Source organism: Polaromonas sp. CG_9.5, from assembly GCF_035984465.1.
GTDB lineage: Bacteria > Pseudomonadota > Gammaproteobacteria > Burkholderiales > Burkholderiaceae_C > Polaromonas.
In genome coordinates, this window is record NZ_JAXCHR010000023.1 from 1 (window position 1) to 22801 (window position 22801).

The 22801-nt window shown below is 60.6% G+C and carries 20 protein-coding genes; 8 read left to right on the plus strand and 12 right to left on the minus strand.

Annotated elements, in window-relative coordinates; all coding sequences use genetic code 11:
* Positions 1-138 precede the first annotated feature (138 nt).
* The 6 genes from RCH06_RS14920 to RCH06_RS14945 form a co-directional block, all read right to left on the minus strand.
* Complete coding sequence (locus tag RCH06_RS14920) at positions 139-732, minus strand: leucine-rich repeat domain-containing protein (protein ID WP_327082254.1); 594 nt, start codon at positions 730-732, stop codon at positions 139-141.
* Positions 733-885: 153 nt separating this feature from the next.
* The gene (locus RCH06_RS14925) at positions 886-3270 is read right to left on the minus strand and encodes a YgiQ family radical SAM protein (protein ID WP_327082255.1); all 2385 of its coding nucleotides are present in this window, start codon (positions 3268-3270) and stop codon (positions 886-888) included.
* A 308-nt stretch (positions 3271-3578) separates the two neighbouring features.
* Positions 3579-4037 (minus strand): GAF domain-containing protein, encoded by a 459-nt coding sequence (locus tag RCH06_RS14930; protein ID WP_327082256.1) that lies wholly within the window; start codon positions 4035-4037, stop codon positions 3579-3581.
* A gap of 176 nt (positions 4038-4213) precedes the next feature.
* Positions 4214-5551, minus strand: a complete 1338-nt coding sequence (fahA, locus tag RCH06_RS14935) for a fumarylacetoacetase (RefSeq protein ID WP_327082257.1) — start codon at positions 5549-5551, stop codon at positions 4214-4216.
* Positions 5548-6861: a homogentisate 1,2-dioxygenase gene (hmgA, locus tag RCH06_RS14940; protein WP_327082258.1), complete on the minus strand. Its 1314-nt coding sequence runs from the start codon at positions 6859-6861 to the stop codon at positions 5548-5550. The genes fahA and hmgA overlap by 4 nt, the downstream gene beginning before the upstream one ends.
* A gap of 422 nt (positions 6862-7283) precedes the next feature.
* Positions 7284-7751 carry a CHRD domain-containing protein gene (locus tag RCH06_RS14945; protein WP_327082259.1) on the minus strand — a complete coding sequence of 156 codons (468 nt, stop codon included), beginning with the start codon at positions 7749-7751 and terminating at the stop codon, positions 7284-7286.
* Positions 7752-7801: 50 nt separating this feature from the next.
* Here RCH06_RS14945 and RCH06_RS14950 point away from each other — a divergent pair, with 50 nt between their 5' ends.
* The 3 genes from RCH06_RS14950 to RCH06_RS14960 all read left to right on the plus strand — a co-directional run bounded on the left by RCH06_RS14950 (position 7802) and on the right by RCH06_RS14960 (position 8672).
* The gene (locus tag RCH06_RS14950; RefSeq protein ID WP_327082260.1) at positions 7802-7930 is read left to right on the plus strand and encodes a hypothetical protein; all 129 of its coding nucleotides are present in this window, start codon (positions 7802-7804) and stop codon (positions 7928-7930) included.
* Between the two features lie 230 nt (positions 7931-8160).
* Positions 8161-8355: a hypothetical protein gene (locus tag RCH06_RS14955; RefSeq protein WP_327082261.1), complete on the plus strand. Its 195-nt coding sequence runs from the start codon at positions 8161-8163 to the stop codon at positions 8353-8355.
* On the plus strand, positions 8352-8672 hold the full coding sequence (locus tag RCH06_RS14960) for a hypothetical protein (RefSeq protein ID WP_327082262.1): 321 nt from the start codon (positions 8352-8354) through the stop codon (positions 8670-8672). The genes RCH06_RS14955 and RCH06_RS14960 overlap by 4 nt, the downstream gene beginning before the upstream one ends.
* Positions 8673-8770: 98 nt before the next feature.
* Here the strand turns inward: RCH06_RS14960 and RCH06_RS14965 are convergent, their stop codons facing one another.
* From RCH06_RS14965 to RCH06_RS14975, 3 genes are all read right to left on the minus strand, one after another.
* Positions 8771-9751 (minus strand): ferritin-like domain-containing protein, encoded by a 981-nt coding sequence (locus tag RCH06_RS14965; protein ID WP_327082263.1) that lies wholly within the window; start codon positions 9749-9751, stop codon positions 8771-8773.
* A gap of 354 nt (positions 9752-10105) precedes the next feature.
* Complete coding sequence (locus tag RCH06_RS14970; protein WP_327082264.1) at positions 10106-10774, minus strand: DsbA family oxidoreductase; 669 nt, start codon at positions 10772-10774, stop codon at positions 10106-10108.
* 244 nt (positions 10775-11018) lie between these two features.
* Positions 11019-12182, minus strand: coding sequence for an acyl-CoA dehydrogenase family protein (locus RCH06_RS14975; RefSeq protein ID WP_327082265.1), 1164 nt, complete (start codon positions 12180-12182; stop codon positions 11019-11021).
* A gap of 120 nt (positions 12183-12302) precedes the next feature.
* Here RCH06_RS14975 and RCH06_RS14980 point away from each other — a divergent pair, with 120 nt between their 5' ends.
* The 5 genes from RCH06_RS14980 to RCH06_RS15000 all read left to right on the plus strand — a co-directional run bounded on the left by RCH06_RS14980 (position 12303) and on the right by RCH06_RS15000 (position 17852).
* The gene (locus tag RCH06_RS14980; protein WP_327082266.1) at positions 12303-13508 is read left to right on the plus strand and encodes an acetyl-CoA C-acetyltransferase; all 1206 of its coding nucleotides are present in this window, start codon (positions 12303-12305) and stop codon (positions 13506-13508) included.
* A gap of 3 nt (positions 13509-13511) precedes the next feature.
* Positions 13512-15671: a 3-hydroxyacyl-CoA dehydrogenase NAD-binding domain-containing protein gene (locus RCH06_RS14985; protein ID WP_327082267.1), complete on the plus strand. Its 2160-nt coding sequence runs from the start codon at positions 13512-13514 to the stop codon at positions 15669-15671.
* A gap of 35 nt (positions 15672-15706) precedes the next feature.
* Complete coding sequence (gene fabG, locus RCH06_RS14990; protein WP_327082268.1) at positions 15707-16450, plus strand: 3-oxoacyl-[acyl-carrier-protein] reductase; 744 nt, start codon at positions 15707-15709, stop codon at positions 16448-16450.
* Positions 16451-16695: 245 nt separating this feature from the next.
* Positions 16696-17271 carry a chromate transporter gene (locus tag RCH06_RS14995; protein WP_327082269.1) on the plus strand — a complete coding sequence of 192 codons (576 nt, stop codon included), beginning with the start codon at positions 16696-16698 and terminating at the stop codon, positions 17269-17271.
* Positions 17268-17852 carry a chromate transporter gene (locus RCH06_RS15000; RefSeq protein ID WP_327082270.1) on the plus strand — a complete coding sequence of 195 codons (585 nt, stop codon included), beginning with the start codon at positions 17268-17270 and terminating at the stop codon, positions 17850-17852. Before RCH06_RS14995 ends, RCH06_RS15000 begins: the two co-directional genes overlap by 4 nt.
* A gap of 21 nt (positions 17853-17873) precedes the next feature.
* Here RCH06_RS15000 and RCH06_RS15005 read toward each other — a convergent pair whose 3' ends face one another.
* Genes RCH06_RS15005 through RCH06_RS15015 form a run of 3 tightly spaced genes read right to left on the minus strand, consistent with a single transcriptional unit; the run spans position 17874 to position 22794 of the window.
* Entirely contained in the window at positions 17874-18752 is an 879-nt protein-coding gene (locus RCH06_RS15005; protein ID WP_327082271.1) for a DUF6671 family protein, read from the minus strand.
* Positions 18749-21235, minus strand: coding sequence for a YbcC family protein (locus tag RCH06_RS15010; protein ID WP_327082272.1), 2487 nt, complete (start codon positions 21233-21235; stop codon positions 18749-18751). Before RCH06_RS15010 ends, RCH06_RS15005 begins: the two co-directional genes overlap by 4 nt.
* The gene (locus tag RCH06_RS15015) at positions 21232-22794 is read right to left on the minus strand and encodes an NADH-quinone oxidoreductase subunit L (protein ID WP_327082273.1); all 1563 of its coding nucleotides are present in this window, start codon (positions 22792-22794) and stop codon (positions 21232-21234) included. Before RCH06_RS15015 ends, RCH06_RS15010 begins: the two co-directional genes overlap by 4 nt.
* Positions 22795-22801: the final 7 nt, after the last annotated feature.

Here is a 22801-nt window from a genome sequence, read left to right on the forward strand (position 1 = left end):
GGAATGGGTGTCATGGTTTAACCACCACCGGCTGCTGGAGCCCATCGGATACATTCCCCCTGCCGAAGCTGAAGAAAATTACTATCGGCAACTAGCTAGTCAGGCCTTTATATCGGTCTGACTTAACCCAACGGGCCTCTACGAAACTCGGGGCGGTTCAGTCAGTGCAGCGAGCTGACCAATCTCTGGCGGCAGAATTCTCAATTGGTTTCCGTTAACGTAAAGCTTTTTCAGTGCCCTGAGCTGGTCAATCTCTGGCGGCAGACTACTCAGTTGGTTTCTGCTGACACTAAGCAAAGTCAGTGCCGTAAGCTGGCCAATCTCTGGCTGCAGGCTGCTCAGTTGGTTTCCACTGAGATCAAGAAATTTCAGTGCTGTGAGCTGGCCAATCTCTGGCTGCAGGCTGCTCAGTTGGTTGTCGCTGATATCAAGCAAAGTCAGCGCCGTGAGCTGGCTAATCTCTGGCGGCAGGCTGCTCAATTGGTTGTCGCTGATATCAAGCAAAGTCAGCGCCGTGAGTTGGCTAATCTCTGGCGGCAGGCTGCTCAATTGGTTTTCACTGACGTTAAGCGCGGTCAGCGCTGTGAGCTGGCCAATCTCTGGCGGCAGACGTGTCAACCCAAGCTTATCTAATTTAAGATTCGTGCCTTTTTCTCGAATGCAGGCGTTGATTTTCTCTAAAGCCTTGTCGTAGGCCTGTTGCTGCTTTGGAGTCATGACGGAATCTGGCATGGGCTTGCTTCTTGTAGTTGTCGTAGTAAATACCGCAAGCCGAGCACTTTAAACCATGACGGTTTCAAGCCAGACACACTACGCCCCCAAAAAACCATGCCCAATTGGCACCTCGGCCCTTCCGGGCCGCCGCGCCACAGCGCAACCGCTCAATCAGCGCGGTTTGCGCAGCAGTTTGCCCGATATCTTTCCCGAACCGTTGTCGCGCGGCGGCAAGCCGGTGTGCTGCGTCAGCATGCGGCCCTTGACAGGCGCAGCCGGGGTCACAGAAGCCGTCGAGTTTTTCCGGCGCGCGCTGGTGTAGGTGCCGTCGGTCATCGGCTGGAAGGTCGGAATCAGGTGGTGCTTGCCGTTGCCGATCAGGTCGGCGCGGCCCATCGTTTTCAGTGCCTCGCGCAGCAGCGGCCAGTTGTTGGCGTCGTGGTAGCGCAAAAACGCCTTGTGCAGGCGGCGGCGCTTGTCGCCGCGCACGATGTCCACGGTTTCGCTGTCGCGGGTGATGCGGCGCAGCGGGTTCTTGTTGCTGTGGTACATCGCCGTGGCTGTCGCCATCGGGCTGGGGTAGAAGGTTTGCACCTGGTCGGCGCGAAAACCGTTTTTCTTCAGCCAGATCGCCAGGTTCATCATGTCTTCGTCGCTGGTGCCTGGATGGGCGGCGATGAAGTACGGGATCAAAAACTGCTTTTTGCCGGCTTCCAGGCTGAACTTTTCAAACAGCGTCTTGAACTTGTCATAGTTGCCGATGCCGGGCTTCATCATCTTGGTGAGCGGGCCGGCTTCGGTGTGTTCGGGGGCAATTTTCAGGTAGCCGCCGACGTGGTGCTGCACCAGTTCCTTGACGTACTCGGGGCTTTGCACGGCCAGGTCGTAACGCAGGCCCGAGCTGATCAGGATTTTCTTGACGCCTTTGAGCGCGCGGCCGCGTTTGTAGATTTTGATGAGCGGCGCGTGGTCGGTCGTCAGGTTCTGGCAAATGCCGGGATAGACGCAGCTCGGCTTGCGGCAGGCGGCTTCGATTTCCGGGCTTTTGCAACCCAGCCGGTACATATTGGCGGTCGGGCCACCCAGGTCGGAAATCGTGCCGGTGAAGCCATCCACCTTGTCGCGAATGTCTTCAATCTCGCGGATCACCGAGTCTTCGGAGCGGCTCTGGATGATGCGGCCTTCATGCTCGGTGATGGAGCAAAAAGTGCAACCCCCAAAGCAGCCGCGCATGATGTTGATCGAAAACCGGATCATTTCCCAGGCCGGGATTTTGGTCGCGCCGTCGTGACGGCCTTTGTCGTCGGCGTAGCTCGGGTGCGGGCCGCGTGCATACGGCAGGTCGAACACATAGTCCATTTCGGCCGTGGTCAGCGGGATCGGCGGCGGTGTGATCCAGACATCGCGGGCGGTGACGCCTTCGCCATGCGCCTGCACCAGCGCGCGCGCGTTGCCGGGATTGGTTTCCAGATGCAGCACGCGGTTGGCGTGGGCGTAGAGAACCGGATCGGCCTTGATCTGCTCATAACTGGGCAGACGAATCACGGTGCGATCGCGCGGTGGCACCTTCAGATTACCCCGGCCATAGAGCGCGGGGTTGGGCATAAAGGTCAGCGGCTTGATGGACGGATTGGCCTCTTTTTTCAAGCCTGATTGACCTGTGGCGCTTGCTGGCAGGGCGTTTTCAGCTACGTTATCCGTAGCAGATTTCTCGCCATCTTCTTTCGCGCAAGTGGCGCCCTGCCCGGCCGCCTGTTCGCTGGTGGTCATGTAGGGGTTGATGTGCGCCTCGACCCGGCCCGGCTCGTCCACCTGCGTGGAATCAATCTCGAACCAGCCTTTGCCCGTCTCGTCGTCTTGACGGCGCACAAAAGCCGTGCCGCGCACGTCGGTGATGTGCTGAACCGGCTCTTTGGCGGCCAGGCGGTGGGCAATTTCGACCAGCGCGCGTTCGGCGTTGCCGTAGAGCAGCAAGTCGCTCTTGGCATCGACGACGATGGAGCGGCGCACTTTGTCGCTCCAGTAGTCGTAGTGCGCAATGCGGCGCAGGCTGCCTTCGATGCCGCCCAGCACGATGGGCACGTCTTTATAGGCTTCGCGGCAGCGCTGGCTATAGACAATGGCGGCGCGGTCAGGGCGCTTGCCGCCGATGTCGCCCGGCGTGTAGGCGTCGTCGCTGCGGATTTTTCGGTCCGCTGTGTAGCGGTTGATCATCGAGTCCATGTTGCCGGCAGTCACGCCCCAGAACAGGTTGGGCTTGCCCAGCGCCTTGAAGGGTTCGGCGCTCTGCCAGTCGGGCTGGGCAATGATGCCGACGCGAAAACCCTGCGCTTCCAGCACCCGGCCAATTACCGCCATGCCGAAACTCGGGTGATCGACATACGCGTCGCCCGTCACCAGCACGATATCGCAGCTGTCCCAGCCGAGTGCATCCATTTCAGCGCGACTGGTGGGCAAAAATTTGGCCGTGCCAAAGCGGGCGGCCCAGTATTTGCGGTAACTGTTCAACGGCTTGGCGGCGCGTGCGAAAAAGGAGACGTCGAGGGGGGCGTTCATGGAGGCGATCTTGATGAAACCGCAAAAACGGCCGAATGGCGACGTCTGCGATTTTGGGTTAACCCGCGATTTTAAGGTTTTAACGCCATCGCGGCACCCGAGCGCAAACTTGCGCTTGGGTTTTCATGGGTATTTCCAGTTCGGAAGACGCTTGAGATGCCCCGGCAAGGCACTGAACACCCGTTTATGAGCCAAACAGGCCGCTGGCGCACGTACGGCATGCGCCAGCTGCTATTAAAAAAGTAGTATTTCAGGTCAGGGCGCATCAGACGCATCAGCGCGCCCTTGCCTGACCTTTGCCTGCCAAGTCAGTCCAAGTGCGCCATCAACTCGGCGCTTACGGCTTCGAGCAGTGGAATTTCGTCCTCTGAAATAGCCATCGGCTCAAAATCAAAATGGCACAAAGTGCCATAAATCGTGCCTGGCTTGCGTGACAGCGGCAGGCCGAAATAGGAATTCACGATGCCGCGGTAAGCATGGTCAAAAAGCCGTTTATCTTCCCCGGAGTTGGCCGTGTGAAAGCCGCTGTCTTTCATGACAAACTGACAAAAGCTGTCACCCAGGGGAATTTCAGAAAGATGGGTGGGGTTTTCGCCAAGCCGGTCGTACAAATGAATATTGCGCATCATCTGGCCGTCCAGCCGGTAAATCGCGGTGTAGCGGTAACAAGTCCGCGAATTCAGAAAACCGAGGGCGCCATGAAGTCCACCGACCTCAAAAGACGATCTGAACTGCGCCAGTTGCTGGTCCAATTCCTGTGCTGACATGCCTGTAATTCCAAAAATAGTATTAGCCACTCACCCTGTCGTCAAGACTGGGTGCGGCGAAGCCGGTGATATTAACGGAGGATGCCGGATGTTGCTGGCCGCCTGGACGGCGCCAACGCAAAAATTCGGCAAATCCGTAGGTGACCTTGTACCGCCTTGACCAAGGCCACCTATTCTCAAGCTTTGGCTTCAAGCACCTGACCCTGGCAGTCACCAAAACCAATGCTTCTGAAACCGCTGCGCTGGCAGTGGGCGCGCAAGATGATGGAATCGCCGTCTTGCACAAAGGTGCGCGTTTCGCCATTGGCCAGAGTCAGCGGGATTTTTCCGCCGGCTGACAGTTCCAGCAGCGAGCCGGCTTGCTCCGGCTTTTTGCCCGACTGGGTGCCGGAACCCAGCAAATCACCAGCTTGTAGATTACATCCGTTGACCGTATGGTGCGTGATCATCTGGGCCACAGTCCAGTAGGCATCGCGGTAGCTGGACTGCGACAGGCGCTCTGGCGGCAAACCCGCCGCGCGCATGGCCTGGGTCTGGATCAGCACTTCGAGGCCAATATCCAGACCGCCTTGCTGGCGGTTGCTGTCCGAATCCAGATACGGCAGCGGTGACGGATCGCCGGCTTCGCGCATAAACGGGGCGCGAAACGGGGCCAGCGCCTCCATCGTCACGATCCATGGCGAAATCGTACTGGCGAAGTTTTTGGCCAGAAACGGCCCGAGCGGCTGGTATTCCCAGGCTTGGAAGTCGCGCGCCGACCAGTCGTTCAGCAGCACCAGGCCAAAGGCGTGGTCTTCGGCCTGCGCCATCGGAATCGGGTCGCCCAGCGCATTGCCCTGCCCCACGAACACGCCCAGTTCAAGTTCGTAATCGAGCCGCTGCGTGGGGTGCAACACCGGCACGTCGTCGTTGGGCCCTTTGGTCTGGCCGCGTGGGCGCACAAACTGCTGGCCGCTCACGCCTATCGACGAGGCCCGGCCGTGGTAGCCAATCGGCACCCATTTGTAGTTGGGCAACAGCGGGTTGTCGGGCCGGAACAGCTTGCCGACGGTGGTGGCATGGTGAATGCCGGTGTAGAAATCGGTGTAGTCGCCAATGCGGCACGGCACGGCGTATTCGGCTTCGGCTTGCGCCACCAACGCGGGCTGCAGGGCCGCTTGATGGTCGCTGCCTTCGCGCAGGCTGTGCGACAAGGCGTGGCGCAACGCAACACGGGCGGCGCGGCCCTGCGCCATGAAGGCGTTAAGTTCGCCGTGCGCGCAGCCGGCCAGCGACACTGCCACGGCGAGCGGCAGCGCGCCCGCGTCGCAGGCCGCCAGCAGGTCAACAATCTGGTCGCCAATCGCCACGCCGGGCCGAAAATTTTCCTGGCTGCCAGCGCGGCGGAACATTCCCAGCGGCAAATTCTGGATGGGGAAATCAGTCTCTAGCGTGTTGGCAGACGCCAGCCACGCGCGCAGCGTGGCGTCGTGGGTGAAATCCAGCGTATCTGTGGGCAAAGTGGCAGCGCTCATGCTTGTTTTCCTGTGAAATTGTCTTTCAGGCCTTGCCAGCAATGGGCGTAAGCGCTGTCGAGTGCTCCGCCTTGCAGGGCAAAGGCGGTGGGCACAAAGCGATAACGGCTTTCAAACATGAAGGCGAGTGTGTTGTCGAGCTTTTGCGGCGCCAGTTGGGCATTGCTGGCTTTTTCAAAGACTTCTGCGTCCGGCCCGTGCGGCACCATGGAATTGTGCAGCGACGCGCCGCCGGGCTTGAAGCCTTCGGGCTTGGCGTCGTATTCGCCGTACACCAGCCCCATGAACTCGCTCATGAGGTTGCGGTGATACCAGGGCGGACGAAACGTGTTTTCAGCCACCAGCCAGCGCGGCGGAAAAATCACGAAATCGCAGTTGGCTGTGCCGGGCGTGTCGGATGGCGAAGTCAGCACCGTGAAAATCGACGGGTCAGGATGGTCGTAACTGATGGAGCCGATGGTCATAAAGTCGGCGGTGTCGTATTTGTACGGCACCAGATTGCCATGCCAGGCGACCACATTGAACGGGCTGAAGGCTTGGCGGGCCACCCACAATTGCCCGCCATATTTCTTGATGATGTCGTAGCCCGTGCCGGGCGCGGGTGCGTCATCAAAAGCAGCCGTGGGCACACGGAAATCGCGCGCATTAGCCAGGCCGTTGGAGCCAATCGGCCCGAGTTCGGGCAGCCGGAAATGCGCGCCGTAGTTTTCGCAAACATAGCCGCGCGACGGGCCGTCCAGCAGTGCCACGCTGAAAGCCATGCCGCGCGGCACCACGGCCACTTCGCCGGGGCTGAGCGTCAAGATGCCGAGTTCGGTCGTCAACACCAGCCGTCCCTGCTGCGGCACCAGCAGCATTTCGCCGTCGGCATTGACTAGGGCGCACTGGTGCATCGACTGCGTGGCCAGATAGACATGCGTGGCCATGCCGGTTTGCGCATCGGCGTTGCCATTGGCTACCAAGGTACGCAAGCCATCGACAAAATCGAGTGGCTCGTCCGGAATCTCGAACGGATTCCAGCGCAACGGGTTTGGCGGCGCGACCACGCCGCCTGCCGCGCCGGTAGTCCATAAAGGCTGGGCGTAAGGATGGTAGTGGCCGGCCACGGCGGACGGCTGGCGCCGGTACATCCAGACGCGGCGGTTGTCCGCGCGCGGCGCAGTGAAGGCGGTGCCCGACAGCAGTTCGGTGTAGAGCGCATGCGGCGCTCGCTGGGGACTGTTGCGCCCCTGGGGCAAAGCGCCGGCAACGGCTTCGCTGGCAAATTCATTGCCAAAGCCTGATTGGTAAGCCAAAGTGGTGGTGTTCATGGCAGAACTCTACTCGCTAAAATTTTCAGGCTGCCGTGTTGAAGATGGCCGTGGTCGTCAAGCCAGCAGATTGGCCAAGTGGCCTATTGCTGGCGCACGCGTGCCTGAGGCGTCAGTTCTTGAGCCGACTGGATTTTTTTGAAAGGCGTGGTTTGTGCCATGGTGTTAAGGGCACAGAAAACCGATGGCGGGTGGGCAGGCAATAGTGCTTGTCGCCAGCCCCACACCGGTCATGTGTGTATGCCGGCTTTTCAAGGGTTTGTCTCGGTGCTGTCCCAGTCCGGGCGCTGGAGTTTTGTACCAGCCCACGAGCGAAAGTCATGCAACCGAAGCAGGATTTACAGCAAAAACCGGCGCTTGCGCACGGCTGACGGGCGTCAGCAGCTATTTAATTTGTAGCACCTTGCCCGTCAGTGAGAAGCTCAGTTGCGCATGATCATTTGCCCGCGCACTTCGCCGCCGGGATGGGCTGCGGTGTGAATGTTGGCATACCAGCGACCGGCCATCAGATCGGCCATCTGCGCGGCGGTCAGCGTCGCGCTGCCTTCCATCGGGCTCATGACAGGAGAGGACCAGGGCACAACAACGCCTGCATTGGCGCCCATCGCGGCCGGGCCATGAAAGTGCGCCATCGTGGCCGGGCCGGTCAAGCCGCTGTAGTTGACCTTCCAGCGCAGCAAATTGGTGTTCTTGTTCAACACGGCATCAACCGTGCCTAGACCGCCGCTGGTATTGGCGGGAACTTCATTGGCACCGCGCAGCTGCGTGGAAAAGGCGACCATATTGGCAGACGAATCTGGTTTCATCATGGAGCAACCGGAAAAAGCGGCTGCAGCCACCAGGGCAAGGGCTGTGAGTGAATAGCGGGTGGCTTGGCGACGTGTTGTCATGAAACTCTCCTGGTAAGTTGAAAAAGCGTTCCGGCCCTGATGAGTCTGTCGTGTTTGAAAAAGCACAGGCTGCCAGTAACCGCAAGGGTGGCTTGGCAGCGGTTTTGACGACCTTTAATTTGGGTTTAAAAATCATCAACAAACCTCTTCTTTGGCCTATGCCGCTTTGGGCAACATGAACCCGACAAAGCGCTACAGGGCCGCGCACAGACAGGATAAACCGGTTAAGCCGCATTGGTGTGCGTTGCGCCAGCCAGGCGCTGAAGTTGCGCTTTTCTCCTACAAACCCAAGACATTGACGGAGCGGGCGGCTTGTAGGCCTTGACCGCGACTGGATGGCAAGCGCTGGCGTGGCGGCAAATCGCCTCTATGATTTGCCTGCGCAGTAGGTCTGCGACAGGAGAGCTTCATGAAACTGCCTTATCTGGTCACGCCGCTTTTACTTGCAGCCGCACTCCTGTCGGGTTGTTCGGATGCCAAACTGCCCTCGCCGCGCCCTAAAGCACCCGAGCCCAAAGCCGAAAAAACGGCCAGCCAGCCTGTTCCCGTAATGCTGGCTTTCAGCCCGCTTGCTGGCCGCACCAATTCAGAAAATTTTGCATGAATCACGGTTTGAAATTCTTGCTGATCGTTGCCAGCGCCAGCTTGGGCGCTTGCGCACTGATGCCCTTGCCTAATCAGGCGGTCACGCACAAAGTCAGCGTCAATGGTGAAACCCACCTGCTCACGCAAATCACCGATAGCACCTGGACGGCCCGCAGCGCAAGCAGCAAACCCTTGGCGTCCACGCCCGCCAGTACAGCGGCCTTGCGGATGGCCGTAGAACAAGCTTCAGGCTGCAAGGTCACCGACAGCGATTACTCCGGGCAAGGCCGGCAGTTTGATGCGCAGGTCGACTGCGGCAGCAAACTGCCCAATTAACCAGCGGCAAAAAAAAGGGACAGTATTGACTACTGTCCCCGGCTTGCGGCACTCCCAAAGGGAGCCCGCAAAAAACTCAACTCAACTCAATACAGCGCTTAGCGGTTCATTTTCAGCGCGTCACGCATGGCTTTGACCTGGTCATGGTTGCGCTGCGCGCCTTGCGACTGACGCTCCACCACACCGCGAATGGCGGATGGCAGGTTTTCTTTCAGGGCCTTGCGGTAGCGGGCGACTGCGCTGTCTTCGCCGCGTTCGCATTCATCAAGCATGGCTTCGTCGCTGTAGCCGCTCAGGGTGCCACGAACGGACACCCAGCCCCGGTGCAGCGCGCCGCTCACTGAGCCGCCTTCATCGGGCTCACCGCCCAGCTGACGGATCAGCGTTTGCAGCTCCAGACCTGACGTACGGCATTCGTCGGAGTGGCGCAGCAGCGTCGCTTTCAGGTCTGCCGAGGTGGCATGTTCGGCTGACGTCATGAAGCCATATTCGCCGTCGCGGCACGATTCGAGCAGTTCGTTGAGGATGTCAATCACCTCGTCGTTGTCGGCAGTCATGTTGTTGCTCTGGCTCAGGGTGTTGGCTGATGTGCCCTGCATTCCGCCATAGCTGCCGGTCTGGTGCGCCACGCGATCCCAGGCTGCGCGGCTGGCGGAGCGGGCTTTTTGCCAAGGCAGCGTTGAACTTTCGCGGCCGCTTTCCCAGTCGGAAGCCAGGCGGCTTTCGACCTCGTCAAACTCGCCTTCGTAACGGGTGCGGCCATGCAGGCCCAAGCGGTACGCCGGTGCGTAGTCGTCATAGGTGCGGCCCGCTTCGTAATACGGCTCGCTTTCGTAGTTTTCGCGCCAGTAAGCTTCTTCGGCAGTCGGGTTGACAGACTCGGCGACGGCCTTGCCACCCAAGCCGCCCGCTACGGCGCCCACCACGGCACCGGCCAATGCGCCAACGGGGCCGCCCAAAGCCCCGGCGGCAGCACCGGCTGCAGCGCCACCCATGGCGGCACCCAGCCCCGTACCGACCGGATGCGCGCCAGGCGCATCAGTAATAGGGTCAAGATTCAATGATTTTTCTTCGGACATGGGAAGTTCCTTTAAGTTGAATGCTGCTTGGATGCTGAAGCGCAAAGTTGCGTTGCTGGAATGACAAGGAGCCTTTGACAGCCTTTGTGCTCAGCGCGCAGCCTCATGGTCGCCTGAATCTCACCCCCGCACGGTCAGGCAAGCACAGGCAGCGCTGTAGGAGAAAATCGCGCAGCCACTCCAGACAAAGCCGGCTTGAACACCCAAGGCGTACAGCCGGAAATTACTTACAAAAATTTAATGAAATAGGCCTCTTGCGCAATCAGTACGGGTGCAAGCAGCTATTTATTTTGTAGCGCTTATGAAGCTGGCAGTGCCTCAGAAAACTATTTTTCCGAACGCTGTCCCCGCTCATCAGCCCGCCGCCGCGATCTGGCGCAGCGCTTGCTCAAACACCTCGGCGGGCTGGCCACCGGAGATCAGGTGACGGTCATTGATGACGACGGCGGGCACGGAATGAATTCCCTGACTCTGGTAGAACGCTTCACGCTCGCGCACTTCGTCGGCGTAATCGTCTGATGCCAGAACCTCACGGGCCTGCGCTGCATCCAGGCCGACTTCACCGGCCACGCGCGCCAGCACCTCATGGGAAGCCGGACTTTGCCCCTCGGTGAAATAGGCCTTGAACAGCGCCTCTTTCAGCGCCTTTTGTTGCTCTGCGCCCTCAAGCCCCGCCCAGTGCAGCAGGCGGTGCGCATCAAAGGTGTTGTAGATGCGGCTGCGGCCACCACCGCGCTGGTCCGCCTTGCTAAAGGTAAAACCGACACTTTCACCGCGCAGGCGAATGTTTTCGCGGTTGGCATCGGCTTGGGCGGGCGTGATGCCGTACTTTTCAGTGATGTGCTCGGTAATTTCCTGGCCTTCGAGGGGCATTTGCGGATTGAGTTCAAAAGGCTGGAAATGCAGCGTAGCCGTCATGTCGCCAGCCACGCGCTCCAGCGCCTGCTCCAGCGACTTGAGGCCGATGACGCACCAGGGGCAGGAAATATCAGAAACAAAATCAATCTTGAGTGAGGGGGTCATGGTGCTTGAAGGTAGGTTGCCACGCGAGTGGTTGGGTTGATGGAGAAAAGCTACTTTGTGTTTGTGCCGCCAGTATTCAAGTGCAAGTCAATGCCCGGCACTTGCCTGGATGTCGGCTGTGTTGGGGGTGCTTATTCAAAAAACGGGCAAGGCCAATTTCAGCCAATTGACGCACCTCAATACTGTCAGCAAGGAGTAGAAGCGCCGGAGTCAGGCAAGCGTATGCGGATGACTGAATCGGGTGCTACTTGCCTGTCAGCCCCATCGCCCGCGAGATCACCTCTTTCATGATTTCGTTGGTGCCGCCATAAATGCGCTGCACGCGGGCATCGGCATAGGCGCGGGTGATCGGGTAGTCCCACATATAGCCGTAGCCGCCAAAAAGCTGCACGCATTCATCCATCACCTTGCATTGCAGGTCGCTGCACCAGTATTTCGCCATGCTGGCCGTGGCGGTGTCGAGTTGCCCGCCGATGACCAGCTCAATGCATTTATCCACAAACACGCGCGCCACCTGCACTTCGGTCTGCAAAGCGGCCAATGTGTAGCGCGTGTTCTGGAAACTGGCCACCGGCTGGCCAAACACCTGGCGATCCTTGACATACGCCAGCGTCCAGTCAATCGCAGCCTGCGCCGAAGCGACAGCGGTGATGGCGATTTGCAGGCGCTCCCACGGCAATTGCTCCATCAGACAGACAAAGCCTTTGTTTTCCTGGGCCGCACCGCCCAGCAGATGAGCCGCAGGCACATGTACATCGTTGAAAAACAGCTCGGACGTGTCCTGCGCCTTCAGCCCCAGCTTTTTGAGCCGCTTGCCAACTTCAAAACCCGCCATGCCGCGCTCCACCAGCAACAGGCTGGTGCCTTTGGCGCCGGCAGCGGGGTGGGTCTTGGCCACCACGATGACCAGGTCGGCATGCCAGCCATTGGTGATGAAGGTCTTGCTGCCGTTGAGCAAATAACTGCCGTCAGGTTGCTGAAGGGCTGTCGCCTTGATGCCTTGCAAATCAGAGCCCGCCGCAGGCTCGCTCATGGCAATGGCACCAATCATTTCGCCGCTGGCGAGGCGGGGCAGGTAATTTTGTTTTTGCGCTTCGGTGCCGTAGTGCAGGATATAAGGCGCGACGATTTCGCTGTGCAGCCCGTACCCCAGGCCGGTAAATCCGCCGCGCGCCAGTTCCTCCATCTGCACCACCGAATACAGCTTGTCCGCGCCTGCGCCGCCATAGGCTTCGGGCATCGTCATGCACAAAAAGCCGTTGTCGCCGGCTTTGCGCCAGACGGCGCGGTCGACATAGCCTTGATCTTCCCAGGCGGCGTGAAACGGAGCGATTTCCTTGTCCATGAAACGGCGAAAGGCGTCGCGAAAGGCGTCATGCTCTGGCGTAAAAAGGCTGCGTTCGATCATGGTGTTACCTTGAAGTTGGGAAGTGGCTGCAGCTATTTATAAAAATCAGCTGCTTGGTGAAATGAATATACTGCCACAGCCCTGTTTTTTCGTTCCCGATATTTTTTGAGGAAAGCCCGCATGACCGAAGCATTCATCTACGACGCCATTCGCACGCCCCGTGGCAAAGGCAAAAAAGACGGCAGCCTGTACGAGGTCAAGCCCGTCAACCTGCTGGCCGGTGTACTCACCGAACTGCAGCGCCGCAACGGCTTTGACACGGCGGCGGTCGATGATGTGGTGATGGGCGTGGTGTCGCCAGTGGGCGACCAGGGCGCAGTGATTGCGAAAGTGGCAGCACTCAAAGCCGGCTGGGACTTTCGCGCGTCGGGCGTGCAGATCAACCGTTTTTGTGCCTCTGGTCTGGAAGCCGTCAACATGGCGGCGCAAAAAGTGCGCTCCGGCTGGGAAGACCTGGTGGTGGCCGGCGGCGTGGAAAGCATGAGCCGGGTGCCGCTGGGCGCTGACGGCGGGGCGTGGGCGCAAGACCCGGAAACCAGCAACGCGACGCTGTTTGTGCCGCAGGGCATAGGCGCTGACCTGATTGCCACACTGGAAGGCTTCAGCCGCGCCGATGTGGATGCCTATGCGCTGGAAAGCCAGCGCCGCGCTGCGGCTGCGCAGGCGGCCGGGTATTTTTCCGGCTCGCTGGTTCCGGTCACAGACCAGATCGGCCAGACGATTCTGGACCATGACGAATTCATCAAGCCCCACACCACGCTCGAAGGCCTGGCATCGCTCAAACCCGCATTCGCGCCGTTGGGCGCGATGGGCTTTGACAGCGTGGCCCTGCAGCGCTACCCGCAGGTCGAGCGCATTCACCATGTGCACCATGCCGGCAACTCGTCGGGCATTGTCGATGGCGCAGCAGCGGTGCTGGTGGGCTCGGAAGCCGCTGGCAAGGCGCACCGGCTGACGCCCCGGGCCCGCATTGTGGCCGCAGCCCTGAGCGGCGCCGACCCGACCATCATGCTCACCGGCCCCATGCCGGCGGCCCGCAAGGCACTGGCCAAGGCCGGTTTGAGCATTGACCAGATCGACCTGTTTGAAGTCAACGAAGCCTTTGCCGCCGTGGTGATGCGTTTCATGAAGGAAATGAAAGTGCCGCATGACAAGGTGAATGTGAACGGCGGCGCGATTGCCATGGGCCATCCGCTGGGCGCCACCGGCGCCATGATTCTGGGCACGCTGATTGACGAGCTGCACCGGCGTCAGCTGCGCTACGGCATGGCCACACTGTGTGTGGGCGGCGGCATGGGCATTGCAACTATTGTGGAAAGAATCTGAAGCATGAAAACCATCCAGTACGCATTGCAGGACGGCATTGCTACCGTCACCTTTGACGCGCCCGACGCCCCTGTCAACACCATGAGCCAGCAGTGGCAGGACGATCTGGACGAAGTCACGGCGCGCATCGTCCAGCAAAAAGACGCCATTCGCGGCATTATTCTGGCGTCGGCCAAAAGCACTTTTTTTGCCGGTGCCAACCTCAAGGCGCTGATGCGCAGCCAACCCTCTGATGGGCCCAGGCTGTTTGCCGATATCGAGCGGATGAAAAAGAACTTCCGCACGCTGGAAACGCTGGGCAAGCCGGTGGTCAGCTGCCTCAATGGCGCAGCGCTGGGCGGCGGCTGGGAAGTGGCGCTGGTGGGCCATTACCGCGTGGCCGTGGATGACCCGAAAATCCGTTTCGGTCTGCCCGAAGTCACGCTGGGCCTGATTCCCGCTGCCTCGGGCATCACCAAAATGACGCGTTTGCTGGGCCTGCTGGGCGCACAGCCCTACATTCTGGAAGGCCGGCTGTTTGACCCGCGCGAGGCGCTGAGCCTGGGGCTGGTGCAGGCGCTGGTGCCCGATGCGCAGGGCCTGCGCCCTGCCGCGCTGGCCTGGATTGCCACCCATGACAGTTCAGCCGCGCCGGCCCATCACCCGTGGGACGGCAAAAACTACCGCATGCCCGGCGGCACACCCAACGACCCCAAACTGGCAGGCGCGCTGAGCGTCGCGCCCGCCGTGCTGAAAAAAACCACGCGCGGCCTGTACCCGGCCCCGGAGGCCGCGCTGGCGGCGATGGTCGAAGGCGCGCAGGTGGACTTCGACACCGCGCTGCGCATTGAAAGCCGCTACATGGCCCAAGTGGCGCTGACGCCGGTTGCCAAGGCCATGGTCAACACCTTCTTTTTCAACCTGAACGCCCTCAAGTCCGGGCAGTCGCGCCCGCCGAACATTGCGCGTTACAGGCCGCAAAAGGTCGGCATTCTGGGCGCGGGCATGATGGGCGCAGGAATTGCCTACGCGCAGGCCAGCAAAGGAATTACGACCGTGCTCAAGGATGTAAGCCAGGACAAGGCTGACGCAGGCAAGGCCATGAGCGCCAAAATCAGCCAGCAGCGCGTTGACAAAGGTGTGATGACACTGGACGAGCAGACCGCCTTGCTGGCGCGCATCACGGCGTCGGTGCAGCCGGCAGATTTGGCCGATTGCGACCTCATCATCGAAGCCGTGTTTGAAAGCCGCGCGCTCAAAGCGCAGGTCACGCAGGAAACCGAACCTTTTCTAACACCTGGCGGCTTTTTTGCCACCAACACATCCACCCTGCCCATCAGCAGCCTGGCCACGGCCAGCGCCCGGCCCGAGAAGTTCATCGGTATTCATTTCTTCAGTCCGGTTCACAAGATGAAGCTGGTCGAGATCATTCGCGGCCCGCAAACCGATGATGAAACCGTGGCGCGCGCTTATGACTATGTACAGGCGCTCGGAAAAATCCCGATTTTGGTCAATGATGCGCGCGGTTTTTACACCAGCCGCACCTTTGGCACGTTTGTCATGGAAGGCGCGGCCATGCTGGGCGAAGGCATTCCGGCTGCCGCCATCGAAAACGCCGGCATCCAGGCGGGCATGCCGGTCGGGCCGCTGGCGGTGCTCGATGAAACCGCGCTGTCCCTCAGCGTGCATGTGCTGAACCAGACGCGGGCTGACTTTGCCGCAGAAGGCAAGACCTACCCCGCCACGCCGGGCGAATTGCTGGTCGAGCGCATGGTGAAAGAATTCAGGCGCAGCGGCCGCGCGGCAGGCGGCGGGTTTTATGACTATCCGCTTGAAAAAGGCGGCAAAAAATCCCTCTGGCCTCAACTCAAGCCGCTGTTTGAACAGCCGCAAACCCTTTGGAACATCACCGAGCTGAAAGACCGCCTGCTCTACCGTCAGGCCGTTGAAACCGCGCGCTGTTTAAATGAAGGCGTGCTCGGCAGCGTGGCGGAAGCCAATATTGGCTCGATCTTCGGCATTGGTTTTCCGGCCTGGACGGGCGGCGCGATGCAGTTCATCTACGGCATGGGTCTGGAGGCGTTCAGCACGCGCTGTGAGGCACTGGCGGCAAAATTTGGCACCGGCTTTGCGCTGAGCGATGCGGTGAAAGAAACCATACGCCAGCATCAGCCGGTTTATTGATTTCCTGTTTTCTTCACCTCTAAAAAGACACCTCCATGACCAGACTCCAGAACAAGGTAAGCCTCATCACCGGCGCAGCGCAGGGCATCGGCCTGGCCACGGCTCTCAAATTTGCCAAAGAAGGCGCCATCGTCATCGTCTGCGACATTCATCCCGCGGCCATTGACGAGGCCGTCAGCCAATGCAAGGCGCTGGGCGCGCAAGCCGTGGGGCATGTGATGGACGTGACGCAGCGCGCCCTAGTCGATGAGGTGGTTGCCAAGGTCAAAGCCGAATTTGGCCGCATCGACGTATTGGTCAACAACGCCGGCATCACGCAGGATGCGCGGCTGGTCAAGATGACGCTGGAGCAGTTTGACCGGGTGATTGATGTCAACCTGCGCGGCGTTTTCCATTGCGCGCAAGCGGTAGCAGACACCATGATTGCGCAGGGCCAGGGCGTAATTTTGAATGCCAGTTCGGTGGTCGGCATTTACGGGAACTTCGGCCAGACCAACTACGCCGCTACCAAATTCGGCGTCATCGGTTTTACCAAAACCTGGAGCCGCGAACTCGGCCCCAAAGGAATCCGCGTCAACGCTGTGGCACCTGGCTTTGTGGCCACGCCGATTCTGGACACGATTCCACAAGACGTGCTGAAGGAAATGGAAACCCGCGTGCCGCTCAAACGACTCGGCAAGCCGGAAGAAATCGCCAACGTTTACGCATTTTTGGCGAGCGACGAAGCCAGCTATATCAATGGCGCAGTGATTGAGGTGTCGGGCGGCATGACGGTTTGATGCGCCAAGGCTGACGCCACGGTTGGCGGCACTGGCTAAGTGCCTGCCAGCCGCAATACACGATGGCAGAGATCGTGAATGGCGTGCCCGGCAAGCGCTGCGTTTCTCTTTGCGCTGGTTTTTAAGTGTTTTAGGCCTCTGGCGCAGGCTGCACGGGCGCAAGCAGCTATTATTTTTGATACGCCCAGCGCCGTTTTCGGCATTCTTGCGTCTTCATTTTTCACGCCAGCAGCGATAATTTGCGCATGCCTTTGCTGCCGCAACAAGATCACCCGCAACCCCAGTCCTTGAGCGACCTGTTCGTTTCCTTCACGCTGCTGGCGCTGCAGGGTTTTGGCGGCGTGCTGGCCATCGTGCAACGCGAACTGGTCGAGAAAAAGCGCTGGATGACGCGCGACGAATTCATTGAGGACTGGGCGGTGGCGCAAATCATGCCGGGGCCGAATGTCGTGAATCTTTCATTGATGATTGGCGGGCGTTACTTTGGCCTGAAGGGCGCGCTGGCGGCGCTGGCGGGCATGCTGACCGTGCCGCTGATCCTGGTGTTGCTGCTGGCGCTGGTCTATGCCCAGTTTGCTGACCACCCCGGCGTAGCGGGCGCGCTGCGCGGCATGGGCGCGGTAGCGGCCGGACTGATTGCGGCCACCGGCCTGAAACTGTTTGGCGCGCTGCTGAACAATGTGCTGGGCCTGCGCTTATGCATCGCTTTTGGCGTGGCGTGCTTTGTCGCCATTGCGCTGCTGCGCTGGCCTTTGATTTATGTGCTGCTTGGCCTGGGCAGCGTGGCCTGCACCACGGCCTACCAAAAGATCAAGCCATGAATGAGCCGCTCACGCTGGTGTTCGGTCTGCACGACTGGGTCAACCTGTTTCTGCATTACCTGACGCTTTCTTTGCTGTCGATAGGCGGGGCGATTACCACGGCGCCCGACATGCACCGCTTTCTGGTCGATCAGCAGCACTGGCTGACCGACGCACAGTTCAATGCCTCGATTGCTATTGCGCAAGCCGCGCCCGGCCCGAACGTGTTGTTCGTCGCCCTGCTCGGCTGGAATGTCGGCCTGAATGCCGGCGGCATGCTGACCGGTCTGCTTGGCGTGGTGCTGGCGCTGACGGGCATCCTGATTCCCAGCACGGTGCTGACTTACGCCGCCGCCCAATGGGGCTACCGCAACCGCGACTTGCCGGCGGTGCGCGCCTTCAAGCAAGGCATGGCACCCATCGTCGTCGCCCTGCTCATCGCCACCGGCTGGATTCTGGCCAGCGCCAACGGCAGTTCATGGAAAGACTGGCCGGTGTGGCTGGTGACAGCCGTCACCGCCGTGATGGTGTGGCGCACCAAAATCCACTTGCTGTGGCTGCTGGGTGCGGGCGCTTTGCTGGGCGGGTATGGCTGGATTTGAGCGCCAGCCCGGCGACCTTCCTCAAGGATTGCAGCGGTCGCAGCGTGCAGGATCGGCCAGCACCGCGCCAGGCCGGGGTTTTTCTTCGCTGTGGCGGCACTGCCAGCAAGACCAGATATCAGCCCGAGGCTGGCGCGTGGGACTTGCGCAGGCAGCGCATGGCAAGCCGCTGATCATGCGGGTCATCCAGTAGCCGGACGCAGCGCATACCGGACACAATGAACAGAGCTTTTGCACCAGATTTTCGGTTGCGGCGGCAATTATTTTCTGGCGCGTCGGGTTGCAAAACGCACGCAGGTCGTTTTCAACCACCACACGACCATCGGGCGACAGACGGGCGGCTTGGTCATAGGCCGTTTGCAACGCCGTCCAGTCACGCAGGCCTTTGCAACTGCGTGCACCGTTTTTGTCATCCAGCATGACGACCAGATGGTGCGACGGAAATTGCGCCTCTTCGGCAAAAGCGGCCACTTCGCGCCAGCTGCTGACGATGCGGTGGTCGCTTTGTGCCGACCCCTGCGCCATACCGGCCAGCTCCAGCCCCTTGTCGTCGTCAATGAACACCACCAGCTCGACATTCCACGGAATCATGCCGGTGTAGGGGTCGGCCACGAAAGCGCCTTCGCTGGCCAGACCGAGCCGCGCGCCGGTCAGTTGCATGCCGGTACGCGCTTTTTTCAGTGCGGTTTCCAGCTGCGAGCCAAGGCGGGGAATATCGCGCGTGAACGTGCCAAGCTGGTCGGTGTCAAAGCCACTGACGCGCACCACATCGCAGCCTGTGGCGGCCTGAAAAACAGGCCCGATGATGGCTTCCTTGCCATGCTGGGTCAGCAGCACGGCCTGCCGGCCCTGGTACAGGCTGCGCGCTTCTATAAATGGATGCACGGGGTTTTCTTTCACAACGTGGACGCTGAACCGGCTTCTGCCCAGATTTGCCAGCGGTTTTCAAGCCAGGCTTCGACGGCGCTGGTGTGCGGGTCGATGCGAAACAGATACAGCCAGTGGTGGTCTACCAGCTGGCGCACGGTGGCATGCTTTTGCATGACAGCCTCAATGCTGTCGCGCGGTGCTTCAATGAAAACCGACAGGCGCAGCGGCGTGTGCATCCATTTCTGGCCGTCATGCAGAGACTGCAGCGGCAGGCCAATGCGCAAGTCGCCCCCGTTGCCTTCAAACACGCCAATATGGCCGCCCACCACGTTATGCAGCAGCTTGTTGCCACTGCCGTAACGCGCGTTGTCGACGGTGGACGCAAAGTACTGCATGTTGATCCAGTGCGTCACCACCATCGGCGCGGTCATGATGAGTTCAAGAAGGCTGCCGTCGGTGTCGTTTTGCCAGTTGTAGTCGTGCAGAAAAGACCGGCCCGCCAAATTGACCCCTTGGGAACGGGCGCGCGGCGCCACGATGAAGGCGGCGTTATTGGTCAGCCCCCACTCGGGCCGCGTCTGGGCCCAGTCGTTGGCCCTTTTTTTCACACTCTGGAGCAAGGCATCCGGCTGGCCGCACAGATCAACCAAGCCCAGCAAAGGCGCGCGCTCGGCACGTGTTTTTGCACCGGCCGCCAGCAGCGTCTGGCGCAGGCGCGCCAGGTCGTCTGCATGGCTGGCAGGAACCAGATCGGTGTCAAAAATCTGCATTTCATCGGTGGTGGTGTTGTGCAACCCGGCCAGAAAATGGGTGGTAGCGGGAACCACCAGCTGGCGCGCAGCCAGTGCCTGGCGCACCGTCGTGTCGTTGAGCAGCGCCGCCAAAGCGCGGGCATTGACTTCGCCCGTCTGGCCGCAACACGCGCCGCAGTCCAGGCCCGCCGCATGCGGGTTGTTGGCGCTTTGGCTGCCGTGGCCGGCGAGCAGCACGATGCGCGCAAAACCTGTGCGCAGACCCATCGCCTTGAGCACGCCTTCGGCCAGAGACACGCGCTGCGCAAGCGTTTCTCCAGCGCGTGCCACCAGCGCAGGCCGCGCTTCGTTGCGCGCGCCCAGGCCGTCGTGGTCGGCAGGCGGCGCAGCGCTACTGGAGGGCAGGCTGCGCTTGACGAGCTTGCCCAGGTAACCCAACCCCATCGATTCCACCAGCGTAAAGGCCGAGCCTGGCAGGCGCTGAAACGGCTGCCAGGCTTGTTTGGCGGCAAAACCGGCCTGCCGTTCCTTGACCAGCGCCGCGTCCTGCGCTGGGCTGGCGCAGGCTTCAGTCACGCACATCGTGGGGACCAACAAGCCCGGCAGTTGTGGGCGCGTAGCGGTCGTGCCCAGCGGGGTATAGGAAATAGGCAAGCCAAAGAAACCGGCGAACCCCAGGGTCTGCACGTCGGGCGAAACACTTTCAAATGCGCGGCGAAAAATTTCTGACCGCACATCGATACAAAACACCGCCTGCACAGCCAAGGCGGGCGCAGCTGAAGCAGCAGGCTGCTGCGCCAGGGCTGCGGCCAGCGGCTGCTGGTAGGCGATTTCGAGTGCGCGCTGCAGCAAGGCGTGGGTGTCTGGTGCGCTGCCGGCGTGGTTGTCAGCGGCCAGGGCGGATTGGCCCAGCGCGTTTTGCCAACGCAGCCAGAGCGATGACTCGCCGCGCAAGCCATCGTCGAGCAAATATTCCCAGCACAGCCGGATCGCCAGCAATTCCACAATCTGGCTGTCGTCACCGCCTTCCAGGCGCGCCTGCCAGCGCAGGTAGGCGCACCACGAAGCCCAGCCGTTGATGCGCTGCAACACAGCGCACAGGAAATTTTCCAGTCCGTCCACAGGCACGGCCAATTGATCCAGCACAAACACGATGGCCTCGCGCGCATCAGCCGGCAGTGCGTGCGCACGTGGCAACACGCCAGGTGCGCGCATCAGCAGCGCAATGCCGTGGTCGTGCGCAATGGCGTGGTGCCAGCCGCCATAGAGACCATGGTTTTGCGCCGGATGCCAGTCTGCCTGCTCTGCATCAAAATAAGCGGCGCAAAACTGGCTGATCTGGTGCGTGATGGTGACGCGCCAGGCAGGTTCGCGCGTTAACTGGCGCTGGGCATCCAGCAAGTCGGACAGCAACGGCAACGCAGGGGACACCGGCGCTTCGTGGTCGAGCGCATTGACCACGTCCTGCGCATTGCCCGGCACGCCCGCTTCCTGCATGGCCTGCGCCAAATGCGCCGTCTGGAAAGCCTGATTTTTAAAGGCGTCGCGGTAGAACGCATGCGGCATGTGCATCTGGCTGCCGCCAAGGTGCGCCAGCTGCTCGGCCGCCTCTTCTATCGGGCGGTCAACCCAGCCCCAATAAGGATTGACGGCAATAAAGCGGTCCAAAGGCCAGGTGGGTGCAATCAGGCGGCAGGCCGCCTCTACCGCCACTTCAACCGATGCGTCGACAGGCAAGAGCGTGGAAGAGACAGCGTTCATGATTTTTCGCCCAGCAAAACAGAAGTTGAATGAAGCGCCCGAGGTGAAACTGCGGGCAAGGACACCGGCCAGAGCCGGAACGTCAGCCGGGTAAAACGCTCGTCCAGGTAAAACCCGGCGTAGGCCCAGGGATAAAAAGCCTGGGCGAACTTGCTGCCCGGAAAAGCCAGCAACCCCACTTGCATGGCATACAGCGCGGCCAGGCAAAACCCGGCCCAGAGCGTCAACGGCAACGCTGCAGGCATTACCGCAGCGGGCACCAAAGCGCCAAAAACCAAGTGGCCTGCAATGTAGAGCTGCGCCAGCACCAAAATAGCCATCACGCCGCGCACCGTACCCATGAGTCCGCCATCAATGCGCCACAACAAGGGCGCCAGACCCAGCCCCACGATAAACAGCGCCACAGGCGCAATGGCCAAGCCAGGCAAGCCTGTTTGCCACACGGCAACGCTCCCCATCAGCAGCGCGATGGCGAGTGGCACGCAAAGCAGACGCACCAGCACACCCATTGCAGAAGTGCATTTGACTTCGGGCGGGAAAAACGCATTCCGGCGGGTTTCCAGCACGGCTTCGCCGGCAGACAGAAAGGCATACGCCTTGTAAAGCGAATGCGCCACCAGATGCAAAAACGCCAGTTCATACAGACCCAGGCCGCATTCCACCAGCATGAAGCCCATTTGCGCGCAGGTAGACCACGCTAGGCGCACCTTGATGCTGATGCGCGTCATCATCACCAGACCGGCCAGCACCGCACTCAGGCTGCCCACCACGACCAGTACGGCTTGTGCGGTCGGGGAAGCCGAAAGCAACACAGCCAGGCGGATCAGCAAAAAGCCGCCCAGATTGACAATGCCCGCATGCAGCAGAGCCGACACCGGCGTGGGCGCTTCCATGACCTGAATCAGCCAGCCATGCACCGGCAACTGGGCTGATTTGAGAATGACCGCCAGCACCATCAAGACCATGGCGGTATTGAGGGCCACAGACAGCGCCGGGGCCACCAACACCTGCTCAGCGATGCCTTGAAATCCGAGCGTGCCGGTTGCCCGGTAAATCAGCACCAACGCCACCAGCAGGCACACCTCGGCCAGGCGGCTGACAATGAATTTTTTATGCGCCACCACCAGCGCCGCAGGACGGTCGCGGTAAAAAGTCAGCAAATAGTGCAGCGCCACACTGCTGGCGATCCAGGCCAGCACCAGTACGCCCAGGTTGTGCGTGACCACCACCACGCCAATCGATGCCAAAGTCAGCAGCATGGCCAGCATGTAGCGCTTTTGCCCCGCCTCACCGTTCAGATAGCGCCTCGAATAACGGATCACGACCCAACCCAGCAAGCTGACCAGCACCAGCATGACCAGCCCCAGCCGGTCGGCGTTTAAGTGGCTGAAGGCTTGCTGCACAACACCCGCCAGCGCTACCCCCAGCGCCACCAGTGCGGCACCTTCAGCGATGGCCCATGCGCGCAAAATTTTGGCGCTGCAAGCGATAGGCAGGCAAGCCAGCGCATAGACCAGCGGCACGCCCCAAAGCCATGTGCCGTTATGAAATTCACTCATCCAGACC

Excerpts from the sequence above, each read along its gene's own strand:
- RCH06_RS14955 (WP_327082261.1), top strand. The coding sequence starts at position 8,161 with ATGAAACTGCCTTATCTGGTCACGCCGCTTTTACTTGCAGCCGCACTC.
- RCH06_RS14975 (WP_327082265.1), bottom strand. The coding sequence starts at position 12,182 with ATGATCGAACGCAGCCTTTTTACGCCAGAGCATGACGCCTTTCGCGAC.
- RCH06_RS14960 (WP_327082262.1), top strand. The coding sequence starts at position 8,352 with ATGAATCACGGTTTGAAATTCTTGCTGATCGTTGCCAGCGCCAGCTTG.
- RCH06_RS14985 (WP_327082267.1), top strand. The coding sequence starts at position 13,512 with ATGAAAACCATCCAGTACGCATTGCAGGACGGCATTGCTACCGTCACC.
- hmgA (WP_327082258.1), bottom strand. The coding sequence starts at position 6,861 with ATGAACACCACCACTTTGGCTTACCAATCAGGCTTTGGCAATGAATTT.
- RCH06_RS14995 (WP_327082269.1), top strand. The coding sequence starts at position 16,696 with ATGCCTTTGCTGCCGCAACAAGATCACCCGCAACCCCAGTCCTTGAGC.
- fabG (WP_327082268.1), top strand. The coding sequence starts at position 15,707 with ATGACCAGACTCCAGAACAAGGTAAGCCTCATCACCGGCGCAGCGCAG.
- fahA (WP_327082257.1), bottom strand. The coding sequence starts at position 5,551 with ATGAGCGCTGCCACTTTGCCCACAGATACGCTGGATTTCACCCACGAC.
- RCH06_RS14925 (WP_327082255.1), bottom strand. The coding sequence starts at position 3,270 with ATGAACGCCCCCCTCGACGTCTCCTTTTTCGCACGCGCCGCCAAGCCG.
- RCH06_RS14980 (WP_327082266.1), top strand. The coding sequence starts at position 12,303 with ATGACCGAAGCATTCATCTACGACGCCATTCGCACGCCCCGTGGCAAA.
- RCH06_RS15015 (WP_327082273.1), bottom strand. The coding sequence starts at position 22,794 with ATGAGTGAATTTCATAACGGCACATGGCTTTGGGGCGTGCCGCTGGTC.
- RCH06_RS15010 (WP_327082272.1), bottom strand. The coding sequence starts at position 21,235 with ATGAACGCTGTCTCTTCCACGCTCTTGCCTGTCGACGCATCGGTTGAA.
- RCH06_RS14930 (WP_327082256.1), bottom strand. The coding sequence starts at position 4,037 with ATGTCAGCACAGGAATTGGACCAGCAACTGGCGCAGTTCAGATCGTCT.
- RCH06_RS14920 (WP_327082254.1), bottom strand. The coding sequence starts at position 732 with ATGCCAGATTCCGTCATGACTCCAAAGCAGCAACAGGCCTACGACAAG.
- RCH06_RS14970 (WP_327082264.1), bottom strand. The coding sequence starts at position 10,774 with ATGACCCCCTCACTCAAGATTGATTTTGTTTCTGATATTTCCTGCCCC.
- RCH06_RS15000 (WP_327082270.1), top strand. The coding sequence starts at position 17,268 with ATGAATGAGCCGCTCACGCTGGTGTTCGGTCTGCACGACTGGGTCAAC.
- RCH06_RS14945 (WP_327082259.1), bottom strand. The coding sequence starts at position 7,751 with ATGACAACACGTCGCCAAGCCACCCGCTATTCACTCACAGCCCTTGCC.
- RCH06_RS14965 (WP_327082263.1), bottom strand. The coding sequence starts at position 9,751 with ATGTCCGAAGAAAAATCATTGAATCTTGACCCTATTACTGATGCGCCT.